14 protein-coding genes and 1 pseudogene are annotated in these 12785 nt (G+C 54.6%); 3 read left to right on the forward strand and 12 right to left on the reverse strand.

Annotated features, from left to right (window positions below):
• Positions 1–32: 32 nt before the first annotated feature.
• From hisH to RL_RS04320, 7 genes are all read right to left on the reverse strand, one after another.
• Positions 33–644: an imidazole glycerol phosphate synthase subunit HisH gene (gene hisH, locus RL_RS04290; protein ID WP_011650568.1), complete on the reverse strand. Its 612-nt coding sequence runs from the start codon at positions 642–644 to the stop codon at positions 33–35.
• Positions 645–2240 carry an oligosaccharide flippase family protein gene (locus tag RL_RS04295; RefSeq protein WP_011650569.1) on the reverse strand — a complete coding sequence of 532 codons (1596 nt, stop codon included), beginning with the start codon at positions 2238–2240 and terminating at the stop codon, positions 645–647.
• Complete coding sequence (locus tag RL_RS04300) at positions 2237–3340, reverse strand: DegT/DnrJ/EryC1/StrS family aminotransferase (protein ID WP_011650570.1); 1104 nt, start codon at positions 3338–3340, stop codon at positions 2237–2239. The genes RL_RS04295 and RL_RS04300 overlap by 4 nt, the downstream gene beginning before the upstream one ends.
• 210 nt (positions 3341–3550) lie before the next feature.
• Positions 3551–4036 (reverse strand): acyltransferase, encoded by a 486-nt coding sequence (locus RL_RS04305; protein ID WP_011650571.1) that lies wholly within the window; start codon positions 4034–4036, stop codon positions 3551–3553.
• Positions 4033–5112: a Gfo/Idh/MocA family protein gene (locus RL_RS04310; RefSeq protein ID WP_011650572.1), complete on the reverse strand. Its 1080-nt coding sequence runs from the start codon at positions 5110–5112 to the stop codon at positions 4033–4035. The genes RL_RS04305 and RL_RS04310 overlap by 4 nt, the downstream gene beginning before the upstream one ends.
• Before the next feature lie 20 nt (positions 5113–5132).
• Complete coding sequence (gmd, locus tag RL_RS04315; RefSeq protein WP_011650573.1) at positions 5133–6251, reverse strand: GDP-mannose 4,6-dehydratase; 1119 nt, start codon at positions 6249–6251, stop codon at positions 5133–5135.
• Entirely contained in the window at positions 6251–7231 is a 981-nt protein-coding gene (locus RL_RS04320; RefSeq protein WP_011650574.1) for a GDP-L-fucose synthase family protein, read from the reverse strand. The genes gmd and RL_RS04320 overlap by 1 nt, the downstream gene beginning before the upstream one ends.
• 583 nt (positions 7232–7814) lie before the next feature.
• Here RL_RS04320 and RL_RS04325 point away from each other — a divergent pair.
• Together RL_RS04325 and RL_RS04330 are read left to right on the forward strand one after the other, a co-directional pair.
• Positions 7815–8243, forward strand: coding sequence for an IS66-like element accessory protein TnpA (locus tag RL_RS04325; RefSeq protein WP_011650575.1), 429 nt, complete (start codon positions 7815–7817; stop codon positions 8241–8243).
• Between the two features lie 231 nt (positions 8244–8474).
• Positions 8475–8720, forward strand: a pseudogene (locus RL_RS04330) (hypothetical protein); the annotation flags it as partial.
• A 392-nt stretch (positions 8721–9112) separates the two neighbouring features.
• On the opposite strand, the gene RL_RS04335 reads toward RL_RS04330, so the two are convergent.
• From RL_RS04335 to RL_RS04345, 4 genes are all read right to left on the reverse strand, one after another.
• Positions 9113–9493, reverse strand: a complete 381-nt coding sequence (locus tag RL_RS04335) for a thermonuclease family protein (protein ID WP_011650577.1) — start codon at positions 9491–9493, stop codon at positions 9113–9115.
• A gap of 75 nt (positions 9494–9568) precedes the next feature.
• On the reverse strand, positions 9569–10024 hold the full coding sequence (locus tag RL_RS04340) for a hypothetical protein (protein WP_011650578.1): 456 nt from the start codon (positions 10022–10024) through the stop codon (positions 9569–9571).
• Positions 10011–10235, reverse strand: coding sequence for a hypothetical protein (locus RL_RS40415; RefSeq protein WP_017993019.1), 225 nt, complete (start codon positions 10233–10235; stop codon positions 10011–10013). The genes RL_RS04340 and RL_RS40415 overlap by 14 nt, the downstream gene beginning before the upstream one ends.
• Before the next feature lies 1 nt (position 10236).
• Positions 10237–10680: a hypothetical protein gene (locus tag RL_RS04345; RefSeq protein WP_011650579.1), complete on the reverse strand. Its 444-nt coding sequence runs from the start codon at positions 10678–10680 to the stop codon at positions 10237–10239.
• Positions 10681–10816: 136 nt separating this feature from the next.
• On the opposite strand from RL_RS04345, the gene RL_RS04350 reads away from it, so the two are divergent.
• A complete protein-coding gene (locus RL_RS04350) occupies positions 10817–11608 on the forward strand; it encodes a DNA ligase (RefSeq protein ID WP_011650580.1) in 792 nt (263 codons plus the stop codon).
• A gap of 939 nt (positions 11609–12547) precedes the next feature.
• Here RL_RS04350 and RL_RS40970 read toward each other — a convergent pair.
• Entirely contained in the window at positions 12548–12682 is a 135-nt protein-coding gene (locus tag RL_RS40970) for a hypothetical protein (protein WP_011650582.1), read from the reverse strand.
• Positions 12683–12785 lie beyond the last annotated feature (103 nt).

Genomic DNA, 12785 nt, shown 5'->3' on the forward strand with positions numbered 1-12785 from the left:
GACTAGCAGGACGGGTATAAGCCTTTTTCTCATCAAAGCTTTCCGAATGCTTCAAGAACCCGCATCCCGAAGCGGTGGCTTTTTTCAGGATGAAATTGCACGCCGCTGACATTGTTCGAACTCACTGCGCAACATAGCTCCTCGCCGTAGTCGATGACGGCGGTAACGTCATTCGGATCATCGCAATCGACAAAATAGCTGTGGTCGAAATAGAAGCGCTCCCGCCGGTTGGACCTGTCGAACAGAGCGCTTTCTCGGCGCGGCTTTATCTCAAGCCAACCGATATGAGGAACCTTAAGGGATGATGTTGCCGGCAGCCTGATGCGCTTCACATCCGCATTTATCCAGCCTAGTCCAGTTTCCGAGCCTTCCTCGCTGGATCGCGCCAACAGCTGCATACCGAGACATATGCCGAGAACAGGAACCCTCCGTTCGCGCACCGCGTGATTCAGTGGATCGACTAATTTTCTGTTTCTCAACGTGGCCATTGCTTTGTCAAACGCACCGACCCCTGGAAGAACGAGCTTCGCGGCACTTTCGATCTCCTTGGGATCACCGCTTGGCCGAGCATCGATCCCCAGATACTCCGCCATATTGGTAATTGCGCCGATATTCCCGACGCCATAGTCTACCACAGTGATCACTCAAAACCCTCTCTTGCGTTTCACAAGATGGTTATTCCATCCAATCAGGCGTCTCGCGGACAAAGCCGTTCTAACGGACCCATAGATACGGGACAAGATAATGCTCCCGGTTTTCGTCGTCATCGCCACGGCTGCGATCGCGGCGGAGACAACGCAGACAGAACAGACATACGCGAAAGCGAGGGACAGCCAGCCATTGATCCAGGTGAAATTCAGGCCTAAAGATCCGACAACTATGCAGATGCCAACCAAGATAGGAGCAACTGTACAGGCAAACATTTGCTCCGCGCTGAAAGTGCGAAAGAAGCAATTGCGAGTCACCAAAAGCGCGAGAGGTACTCTTACAAGGCTGGCAGCAAGCAAGCCTGCTCCAGCAGCGTATGGACCGAAACACCAAATGGAAACGAAAGAAAAAACAACCGTCATCACCGAATACGCAAGCGAAGTATATGCAGCCGGTGCGTTTCTGCCCATTCCCATGGCGTAATACTGGAATACATTCGAACCGCACCCGACGATGCCGCCGAGAATGAGTATCTGGAGAAGATGTGTGCCGCCTGCAGCGGTTTCTTCGCCGACCCAAACCGTTAACAGCGGCCTAGAGAGAACCGCGATTGGCGAGAGTACGATGGCTCCGAAAGCCGAATTGCCCCATGAGGCGAGCATAAAGAAATCATGCCGCTCCTCTTCGCGGCTGTTCGACATGTTGCCAAATCGAGGAAACAGGACTTCACAGATACGTATGACAGCGATGTAGGCGGCCTCCTGGACGCGATTGCACACGTTATATTGGCCGACAACGGCAGATGGCGCGAGCGAAGCCAGAACGTAGCGGTCAATCTGGTTGCCAAAGATTCCCGCAAGCTGAGAGAGGCTTTGCCATTTTCCAAAATGAAGCAATGATTTCAGGTCGTCGGGAGACGATGAGATCAATCTGCCGCTCTCACGGAATTCCGAGGATGTAATCCATATCCATCCTACAGTCGACAATACGAGACTTCCAGAAAATCCGAGCAAATAGCCGTTCAGCACTGGAAAGGACCAAGTGCATCCCAAGGTCATGATGATGGTTGCGAATGAACTCCAGGCTGATGCTTGGGCCACCAATCGAAAACTTTGCTTTCCCACGCAAATACCTTGCAGGACAAACGAGAACTGCTGCGCCATTGTGCCGGTTGCGACAATGAGGAAGGAGACGGTGAGATTCTGTGACGGAAGAGACGCACCGGCGATGCCGGTCATGATCCATGGACCGGCAAGCACGATCCCTAGCCACGCCGCCGCCGAAGCGATCAGGCAGATTTTTATTCCGACGATAGCAATACGGGCGGCGGCATGCTCCTCGCCACGTCCAATCCGCGCGGAAATTTCCCTGACAACGGCCTGCCCGAGCACGGTGCCGATCAGCGTCACGGGAGCTGCGATAGCGATCACTATGCCGGCGCTTCCCAGCGCCTGCAGTCCAATCCAGCGTACGACGAACGGCACCGTGGCAAGGTTAGCAACCAGCGTAAAAAGGAAACCCGCAAAATTCCAGCCTGAGTTTCCAAGAAGATTGCTGCGCCTTCCATGGCTCTCCGGGCGTTCATCACTCACTCGGCGAATCCCCTGATCGTATCTACGACGTACAGGAGTTGAGCTTCTGTCATTTCAGGGAAAATCGGAATTGAAAGAATCTTGGATTGATTTCCAAACGCGTTGGGAAAATCTTCCGGCCGATGGCCAAGGCGTTCGTAAGCCGGTAGGAACGGCAGCGATATTGGATAGTTGACCACAGTTTGGATGCCGGCATGATTGAGGTGGGCGGCCAGGGCATCGCGCCGCTCGTGCTTGATCACAAACAGGTGATAGACGTGATTTCGTCCGGCTGCCGTTTCAGGCAGTTCCAGCTGACCAATATCCTCGAGGGCGCGCGCATATCGCCTCGCCCATTCCTGCCGCTTTGCAGTCCATTCAGGCAGACGCGGCAGCTTCACCGACAGAATCGCGGCCTGCAGTCCGTCGAGGCGGCTATTTATGCCTTCGATCTGGTGGTCGCCCTTTGAAAGCCCGCCATGCCGCGCAAACATTGCCATCCGATCGGCAAGTGATTTGTCCTTGCAGGTAATGGCGCCTGCGTCGCCCATCGCGCCAAGGTTCTTTCCCGGGTAGAAAGAATAGGAAGCGACATCCCCGAAGCTCCCGACGACCTGCCCATCAATCTCAGCAAGATGGGATTGAGCACAATCCTCTATGACCCAGAGACCGTGCTTCCGGGCGATCGCCATGATAGCAGTCATATCGGCCGGTTGGCCATAGAGATGAACCGGGATGATGCCAACCGTTCGAGGCGTGATCCTCGCTTCGATTTGAACAGGATCGATTGTGTATGTCGAAGCGTCGGTGTCGCAGAAGACAACATTGCCGCCGGCCTGTGAAATGGTCTCGGTAGTTGAAATCCACGAATGGGCAGTCGTAATAACTTCATCCCCAAGTCTGACGCCTAGCGCGCGCATGGCGATGAAGAGTGAGTCCGTTCCATTAGCACATGAGATGCAATAAGGGGCGCCGACGGCGGCGGCAAATTCGTCCTCGAACTTCTGAACGAATGGCCCCCTGATAAACGAGGAAGACCGGATGACTGAAGCAATTGCAGCATCGATCTCCTCCTTTAGCGAGAGATATTGGAGATGAAGATCAGCGAAAGGAACTTTCATTAAACCTGCTCTTGGTAAATTTTCATGATTTCCGCGGCAGCGCCGCCACTGCAACAAGTCAAATAACATTCGGCCATGCATTGGCTCAACACTGAAACAACTTTTTCCCAAGGGGCGAGGCCAACGACCTCCCATGGGCGACCTTGCGGCGAGAAGCTCACAAAGCCAAAGGTCCCGGGTTGTCTACCAACGACGACATTTCCGCACAAACTAAGTTTCGTTGCTAGCCGAGCGAGGTAACGGCCGAGCGGGGTTGCCGGCATAGGTGCCGGAAATGGTGATATCCCGGGTTACAACGGCGCCTGCGCCGATGACAACGTCGTCGCATATCTGAACCGGAAGGACCGTAGCGTTCGAGCCGATCGAAACCCGATTGCCGATTCGGGTTTCCTTCCAGAGCTCGCGATTTCCCCGCGCAGGCCCACCTCCCGAAAAAAGGTCGTTCACAAAAACAACCCCATGTCCAATGAAACAATCCTCCCCAATCTCCACAAGTTCGCATATGAAACTGTGGGACTGTATTTTTGTGCGCGGCCCGATCTTCACGCCCTTCTGGATCTCTACGAATGGGCCAACAAAACAATCATCTGCGAGTTCGCATTCGTAGACATTGGCAGGCTCGACGATTTTTACGCGAGCGCCGCAAACGACGTCTCTGACCTGCACCTTCCAAAGCATGGGGGAGCCGTCGGTCACTGGGAAGATCGTCCCAGTTTCGAATGTTTCACTTCCAAAGGCAATTTCACTTCCTGATTGGAAGCGATTGATTCGTAAAGTGCCGAGATCAGCTCAAGACTCTGGCGGCCCTCATGACCATCCACGAGGGCTTTTGTATCATTCACGAGGCAATCGACGACGTGTTCGTAATAAGCCTGATGACCAAAACCATAAACGTTTGGAGGATTAACAGAGTACTTCTCCATAACTTGCTCATCGCCTAAGTCATGGTCGCCGAACTGCCAGGTGCGGATCTTGTTCACCGCAAAGCCCGCAATCTCAACAGAGCCCCCAGCTCCAAGTATCGAAATCGATCCTTCAATGTCCTTGGGTCGCGTTGCTGCGGTGGCTTCTATAATGCCGAGAGCACCGTTGCGGAACTTCAGTGTGGCTACGGCAGTGTCTTCCGCCTCGATATCCACCAACGCTGTCGCCGCCCGCGCGTGAACACTTTCGACATCGCCCATGAACCAAGTTAACATGTCGATATGATGACTTGCCTGATTGGCAAGGACACCGCCGTCATATTGCCAGGTACCGCGCCAGTTATCCTGATCATAGTAACTCTGATCGCGGCACCATCGTACCCTAACCGTCCCGAGCACGAGCTTACCGAAGCGGCCCGCATCAAGAGCTTCGCGCGCCTTCACGACCGGGACATTGAAACGGTTTTGTTTGACGACGAACAATCGAATATTATTCTCGTCGCAAGCCTTGATCATCGCTTCAGCATCGGCCAGAGTCAGAGCCATAGGCTTTTCGACAACGATATGTCGTTTATATTTTGCTGCCGTAATGACGTGTTCTGCATGCATGCCGCTTGGCGTCAATATCGATACGACATCCACCTCAGTGTTCTGAAGCATCTCATCGATCGACCGATAGTAGGGAACGCCGAATCGCTCACCGAACTCCCTCGCTCTTTCCTCTGCAATATCGCAAACCGCAGCGAGCGTCGCACCTTTTATCTGTGACAGGCCCAACAGTTCGGAATGTCTTTTGGCAATGCGCCCGCAGCCAACAATAGCGAATTTTATCAAGAGTTCTTTCCCCATGCGATCGTATCCGCCCGCAATCACTCGGCACTTACGTTAACATCGAAGCCATGCTGCTTAAGCAAGGCATGTCTCTGTGCATGCCCCAAATCATGCATCACCATTTCCCGGCACATTTCTCTCGCAGAAATTTCCGGAACCCAGCCGAGCAGTTCGCGGGCCTTCGTAGGATCTCCGAGAAGTGTTTCGACTTCGGCCGGACGAAAATAGCGAGGATCGATCTGTACGACTACGGAGCCGGGTTTCACGCCATGGGCCTTGTCGCCTGTGACGGTCTCAACGATCCCTCGCTCATTCAAGCCTTCTCCCTCGAAGCGAAGGGTAATTCCGAGATCCTCTGCAGCCCATTGGATGAACTGACGTACGCTGTATTGTTTGCCGCTCGCGATTACGAAATCCCGCGGCTGATCCTGCTGAAGCATCATCCATTGCATGCGAACGTAGTCTTTGGCGTGACCCCAATCACGCAACGCATCGAGATTGCCCATGTACAGGCAATCTTCAAGACCTTGCGCGATATTGGAAAGACCACGCGTGATTTTTCTCGTCACAAACGTTTCGCCACGACGAGGGCTCTCATGATTGAATAGGATTCCATTGCACGCGTATAAGCCATAGGATTCGCGATAGTTGATGGTGATCCAGTAAGCATAGAGCTTCGCAACCGCGTAGGGACTACGCGGATAGAATGGCGTAGTTTCCTTCTGAGGGGTTTCTTGTACAAGTCCGTAGAGTTCGCTCGTACTCGCCTGATAAAATCGCGTTTTCTTTTCAAATCCCAGTATGCGTATGGCTTCCAGCAGGCGGAGTGTTCCGAGTGCGTCGGTATCGCCTGTATATTCCGGGCTCTCGAAGCTTACGGCAACATGGCTCTGGGCGCCGAGATTATAGACCTCGTCCGGCTGCGTCTCTTGCATGATGCGGATGAGATTGCTTGTATCCGTCAGATCCCCGTAATGCAGCTTGAACAACATATTCTTGCTGTGTGGATCCTGGTAAATATGATCGACGCGTTGCGTGTTGAACGAACTCATGCGTCGCTTGATTCCATGAACGGTGTATCCCTTTTCGAGAAGAAATTCCGCTAGATAGGAACCGTCCTGACCGGTAACGCCGGTTATGAGAGCGACTTTAGACATTATGCGACGTTCTCCCGAGACAGGAAATCTTCGTAAGCAAATTTGAGACCTTCCTTCAGATCGGTTACCGGTGACCATCCGAGCTCTCTTGCCACCCCGCTGTCCATGAGCTTTCGAGGTGTTCCGTCTGGTTTGGAGGTATCGAATTCTATCTTCCCTCGGAAGCCAACAAGGTCGCTGATAGTCGTCGCAAGCTCGCGAATAGTCACGTCGCTTCCAGATCCTACGTTGATATGGGTCTGGCCTTTTGGCTTCAGGGCGTTGTAGCGCTCTGCCGGCAAATTCATGATATGCACGCTGGCGGCGGCCATGTCGTCAACATAAAGAAATTCTCGCAGCGGCATCCCACTGCCCCAGATCAGCACGCTGGGCGCACTCCTGGTTTTCGCTTCGTGAAAGCGCCGCAGGAGCGCCGGAATGACATGCGAATTCTGGGGATGATATGTATCTCCGACACCATATAAATTGCTGGGCATCACAGCACGGTAGTCTACAAGGTGAGTATTGCCATATTGGCGATTGTAGCTCTCGCAAAGTTTGATGCCGGCAATCTTGGCAATTGCATAAGGTTCATTGGTCGGCTCAAGCGGACCTGTAAGAAGCGCATCTTCCTTGATCGGCTGGTCGGAAAGCTTCGGGTAAATACAACTTGATCCGAGCAGAAGAACCTTCCGAACGCCGTTCCGGAAAGCAGCCTCCATGACATTCAGTTCAATCATCAGGTTGTCGTAGATAAAGTCAACCGGATAGGTGTTGTTTGCGTATATGCCGCCCACCTTCGCCGCTGCAAGGTAGACCTGATCAGGTCGCTCCTTTTCGAAAAACCGACGAACGTCCAACTGCTCTATCAAATCAAGGTCTTGATGCCTTGCGGTGATGACGGAATCGGGCGGATGCCCTTCGGCGACCAAGCGCCGTACGATCGCCGAGCCGACCATACCAGTATGCCCGGCTACGAATATTTTTGGAAAACTGCCCATATTTGCTCGCGCACCCGTGGCATGACCGGAAGCTTCCCGGCTTCTTTATCTACGACCGCACAGTTGCCATGTCGGACTCGCGCGGAAAGGATTAGTTACGCCTCATTGGGTGTTCTCGCCACAAAAGTCAATCTTCATCAATCGGAGCATACTGATCATACCGGTGGTTTTTTCGCGAATCTTACGCACACCTCCTGAGTGGTGGCAGCTTGCTATTTCCCGTCTGGAATTGGCACTTGGCCTCAGTGATCACGGTAGCCTCGACACAGATGATGGCCGCAACGCTGACGCGCGCGGAATTCAAAGCGCTATCTGACCTAAGATGAGATATTTGAGCCGCTCTTTTGATGAACTCTCAAAAGTCGCGACCATGCAATAACGTGAGTTGCCCCAATCGACGTAACGAAAAAGTACAACGGAAACAATGGTACTGCATAGCGCGGATTCCCAACCGGAAACGCATACGCGACAGCGAAGGCTGGTGCTAGTGCACAGTACGCATCCGAGTTGGGCCGCATTGTGGAGTGAGTGAGAGTGTGGATGCTCTGTCTATATAGACGGCAATATAGACGGTGCTTCACACATGGACTTGATGAATGATCTCACCGGGCATTTCAGCCGGATGGAGATTGTCGATAGCGGGCGTCGCCGGCGTTTCACGGATGAAGCGAAGCTGGCGATTGTGGCTGAGAGTTATAACGGCCCGCGGCAGGTGACGGCCACGGCGCAGCGTCATGGGATCACGCGCTGGCAGTTGAATGCCTGGCGCAGGGCCGCCCGGGAAGGACGGCTTGTCCACCGCTCGACAAACGGGTTTGTTCCAGCGATCGTTGTTGCCGAGCCGGTTGTTGCGAACACGCCACCTGCGGCGACTGTCGCTGTGCCGCCGCCTGTCAGCGACCACGGTCGCATGGAGGTGGTGAGTGCGAAAGACCGGCGTGTGATCGTCGGTCGGGATGTCGACGTGGACGTGCTGCTGCGGATTATGCGGGGTCTGGAGACGTTGCGATGAACCCGTTTCCGATGGGAACCGCATGGATACAAATAATGAGAGCGTACGTGAATACCTCTATCCGCGACAATCGATCCACTTTAATGATCAGGTAAGAACTGCACGTTTTCTACCTGCGGTAGACGCGATGTCGATCGCGGTTATGCAAAGGTTTTGGTGCATCAAACCCGTCGGACAATGCCTTCATAACCCCGGAAAATTCCAGCTTCTGCTGGCCCAAAATCGGGGGGCACTTCAATGGCGATAAGCGGCGGCGTTGATGCGACCCTTCGTGAGGAGATCAAGAGCCTGACGAAAACCGTCGAGAAGAACCACGAAGCGGTCGCCCCCACTCTTGAGGAGTGGAAAAAAATGAAAACCCTGGGCTACGGGATCTCAGGGCTGATCGCCTTCGCCGGCCTCACCATCGGCGGGGTTGTCGCTTACATGAGCGACGGGGCTGTCTCAGCGTTGAGGCATTGGCTCAAGATCAACTGACTGATATTGCGTTTACTTCCGCGGCGCCCGATCCAAAAAAAGCCCCGCCGAAACAGGGCAAGTTCATGGATCGCACAGGAGGAACACCCGTGCTTTCCTGCTGATATAACAAAACGGGGACCGGTTAGGTTCCCGTCATCGCTCGCCGAGGATCAAAAAGGAGCCCCGCTGAACGGGGCAGTTTTGGAAAGACGGATCGCACAGGAACGAAGAGTTGGCGTACGGCCCCGTCATAAAGGGGCACCTCTGCGATCCTTCCGGTCTAACGATAGATAAGCGGAAAAGTTCCTGCACGGTTCCGTACCAATCGTTGAATTAGATCTCTAGTGGCCAAATATTCGCTGCTTAGTGGAGTTGCGGCGTCTCAGTGGCGTATCGCCGATATGGCCGGTTCAGTCGCACAAGTCGTTCCTCCGTTTCGGGCTCCACGACCGTGCGAAGCCCTCCCGAAGCAGCTTCTTGCCGATCTCTTCCCCATTCGTTCGATAGATGTTGACGAGTGGCCGGTGCGACGGCGTCTTGTCGACTGCGCCGCTCGTCACGACACGCAATCCTTTTTCCGCCAAAAGCTCTTTCAGCCGTCCCTTGGCGATCGGCGCCAGCTTCCGTTCTTTGACGCACTTTGCGTGCGAACCGATCTCCGGCGTATCGATGCCCGAGACGAACGGAACACCTTCGCCCAGCAGCCGCATGTTCTGCCCATCGCATTTCACCGTGTCGCCGTCAACGACGGTCAACGATGCGCAGTAATCAATCCAGCAATCAATTCTCATTCCTTTTCTTGCGCTCCAAGATCACCTCGACACATAGCCAATGACGATGCTGGCGCCGCGGTGACCGCATTTGCATTACAGTCGCGGGCCTATTGCCGAAATCTTCGTATCCTTGCCGAGCCGTTTTTGCAGTGCCCATCGATCAAGCGGCCGTTTCCGTTTGCAGTCCACGTTCCTGCAAAAGGCCACTAGACCCTCCCACTCGGCCAGATCGCCGAGGGCACGATCCCTCTTCTGCGCGTCCTCAGGCTTCACATAGCCATCTCGTCGTGCCCATTCTTCGGGACCGTGGTGATAGGTAAGCTTGCACCGCTGGTAGTATCTGTTTTCGGTGCGCTGGCATCCGAGATTTTCCTTTGCGAGCGTTGGGAGGAGCGAAGGCATAGAAGCATTGCCATGCTTTGCAATGAGCGCGTCCCCGTCGAAGAATTTCAAAATCTCGCATTCCTCGCAGATCACGCCCACCCGCTTACCCGCATATGACTTTAGCCCCGTGCCGGCGTCGGACGAATTCCAATCATCGACGGTCATAGTCCGGCCGCCATCCGCGGGTCATGCCTCGGCTCATGGCACCTTCTGCCAATGCCAACTGCCGGCGAAGGTGCCGGATATCGTCGAGTAGCGTGCCGATCGCTGCGCGGACATTGTCGTCATGCCAAGCAAGAACTGCTTCAATTTCCCGCTCGGTCTCAACGTCATCCCGAATGGGGACAACACCACGTTTTGCTTGGGTCTCAGGCATGTCAGCGGCCGTGTGATGTCGTGCCTTGGTCAACAGGCTCCTCGGGACGCTTCCCCTGAAAATGCCAGTCGAAAAAGCCTGACTTAATCAAGCGGTTGTAAACTTCGCTGAATATTTCGTCAGTGTCCTTCAGTTTGCTGGAGAACCATTCCGGCTTCGTCGCATAGTCGTTGTGGTCGCGATAAGCTCTGTAAACACCGCACGCTTCAAGCGTAGCCATGTCGATTGCTACATCAAAGAAGCCAGCCGGGAAGGCCGAAGGTATTTCAAAAGCGCTGGCACTGAAGAGCTTGACTTGATCCGGTCGCCTTCCGGCAATCGCGTCCAACAAGTTCTTGTGCGCGTCCTCCCGCTGCATTTGGCCCGGTGGCGTCCAATAGAGACCGGAAAGGTCCATCTCATCTTCATCATGCATGGCTTCGCTGTCGGCCGATTGCTCTAGCATCGTCGTTTCTCCTTCGAGACAGACTTTCAGATTGGCGGCCGCCTCGCCGATGTTCTTATTATGTTCTCATCTGGATGCGAGTCAATAATCAATCTAGGCGAATTGCTTTTTAAGGCGTTGTTGATGAACTGCCAGCATGACCAAGCCGCCTCGCAAGCCTTCTAAGCCGCTGCTCGGTGACGCCGACGCGCTGCTACACAGTCGCCCACATCGGCGCCGAGATCCTAACCAGCCCAATCTCCCCTTAGATCCGATGCCTGATCGCATCGAGCCCTGCCTAGCGTTGCTCAAAGCCAGACCGCCGAAGGGCGACGATTGGGTGTATGAAATCAAATGGGATGGCTATCGCCTGTCGGTGCATATCGATCCGACGGGCATTCGCATCCTGACGCGCGGCGGCCATGATTTGGTGCCGGCAGGCGGCCAAAGGGATATCCGGCTTTCCGAGGAGATCGAGACCGACGGTGATCAGCTGCTGGCGAGCGCCTGCGAACATGGGTTGGAAGGCATCATCGCCAAGCGCCGGGACTCGCCCTATCGGTCGGGACGTCTCGGCGACTGGGTGAAGATCAAACGCGTCCTGAGCGACAGCTTTGTCATCGTCGGTTGTAAGCGATCCACAGTCGCGCGCGCCGGCATCGGTCGGCTTCTGCTCGCCGCGCGCAAGGGTATGAAGCTGGTTTACGTCGGCGGGGTAGGGACCGGCTTCAATGAGCGGAATGCTTATGAGCTTCGTCAGAAGCTAGACCGCCTTATCACATCTACGCCGGCTGCGGTCGTCGATCGCAAGGGAGCAATTTTCGTGAAGCCGAAGCTCATTGCCGAGATCGAGTATAGGGGGTGGGCCGACGACGGCAAGCTGCGGCACGCATCTCACAAGGGGCTGCGGGAGGAGCAGGATAATGCCGGGGTTTCTGAGATAGAGTAGGCTCCCGCCGCTCTAGAATTCGAACGTGTCCGACTTGTAAGCCCGGCGAAACTCTGCGTCCCACGGATCGAAAAATTTCTCGCCCTTTGGAAGCGGCGGCTTCGCCGGCCGTTCGTCTTCGTCTCGGTTTTGGTTTTTCGAATCGTTCATAGCCACCTTCTACCGAGGTGACGCGGATGCGTCGACCGTAAGCCGAACACGTTTTGTGGCTATGGATAAAATGTGTGATTGGCGGGATGCCGCCCACTCCGCGGGCGAAGTGGCATGCCGCATCCAACTGAGTGTTGAAACTCCGCAATTGCCAAAGCTTGGATGGGTGTACATCGGATAGTGGAAATGCCCAGCGGGGGGTCGCGACGCCCGCCATTCCCTCAAACTCGCGTCGCGCTACATCGATTTTGTGGAGATAAGGTGGGAGGCCGAGATGGATCAGCGCAGCAGCCTGCGGGCGGTTATGATCGCAATGTTCCTGGTGGCGCTGTTCATCGTCGGAATTTACGCCGGTCAGCACATCGGACTTCTGCCGCGGATGTGATGCGAGGCGGGTCGCAAGGCCCGCCTCCTTTGGCCGTTTAATCCTTACGCCACCTAGGAAACGCGAATTACCTCGTTGGATAAAAGGAGCAGAAAACTGCCATCGTCGAGGCGCTCTGCAACGTCCCCTTCTTCGGTGACGTAGTCGGTCCTTGTATTTACGGACCGCCGAGAAGTCCGCATTTGTTCAATGACAGTATAATTTCGACCTTCAGCGTTTGAACAGCGGAAACGCTTCGTTTCAACGTAATTCATGTCCTTTGCCTCGGAGAATTGCACCTCATAAATATTTGGCGACAAAGGCGTAGAGTCAAGAAGAGTGGTGTCGTGTTTTTCTCCGGCACGAATTCGGCCATGAACAGCGCGGTCCTAGGATGACGGCTTGATCCCCGGAGAAACCGATGGTCATCTACTGGTAATGAGGGCGCCGACGGCAGCACCAAGCGACGCACCGAAGGTAATGCCAATCACAGCGTCGTCAAAAATCATCAGGCCGAAGGCGGCGCCTATTCCAATTCCGATCGTTGCGCCCAGTGCCATGTGATTTCATCTGCAAAAAGACCAGTTACCGGTCAGATGGCAGCACATTGCCTTAGTGGCATGGCCAAATCAGGGTGCGCCCCCGCTGATCCGTAAGCGCTGT

The organism is Rhizobium johnstonii 3841 (assembly GCF_000009265.1).
Classification (GTDB): Bacteria; Pseudomonadota; Alphaproteobacteria; order Rhizobiales; family Rhizobiaceae; genus Rhizobium; species Rhizobium acaciae.

Coding starts and splice junctions, on each gene's coding strand:
- RL_RS04300 (WP_011650570.1), bottom strand. CDS start 3,340: ATGAAAGTTCCTTTCGCTGATCTTCATCTCCAATATCTCTCGCTAAAG.
- RL_RS04310 (WP_011650572.1), bottom strand. CDS start 5,112: ATGGGGAAAGAACTCTTGATAAAATTCGCTATTGTTGGCTGCGGGCGC.
- gmd (WP_011650573.1), bottom strand. CDS start 6,251: ATGTCTAAAGTCGCTCTCATAACCGGCGTTACCGGTCAGGACGGTTCC.
- RL_RS04320 (WP_011650574.1), bottom strand. CDS start 7,231: ATGGGCAGTTTTCCAAAAATATTCGTAGCCGGGCATACTGGTATGGTC.
- RL_RS04325 (WP_011650575.1), top strand. CDS start 7,815: ATGGACTTGATGAATGATCTCACCGGGCATTTCAGCCGGATGGAGATT.
- RL_RS04335 (WP_011650577.1), bottom strand. CDS start 9,493: ATGAGAATTGATTGCTGGATTGATTACTGCGCATCGTTGACCGTCGTT.
- RL_RS04340 (WP_011650578.1), bottom strand. CDS start 10,024: ATGACCGTCGATGATTGGAATTCGTCCGACGCCGGCACGGGGCTAAAG.
- RL_RS40415 (WP_017993019.1), bottom strand. CDS start 10,235: ATGCCTGAGACCCAAGCAAAACGTGGTGTTGTCCCCATTCGGGATGAC.
- RL_RS04345 (WP_011650579.1), bottom strand. CDS start 10,680: ATGCTAGAGCAATCGGCCGACAGCGAAGCCATGCATGATGAAGATGAG.
- RL_RS04350 (WP_011650580.1), top strand. CDS start 10,817: ATGACCAAGCCGCCTCGCAAGCCTTCTAAGCCGCTGCTCGGTGACGCC.
- RL_RS40970 (WP_011650582.1), bottom strand. CDS start 12,682: ATGGCACTGGGCGCAACGATCGGAATTGGAATAGGCGCCGCCTTCGGC.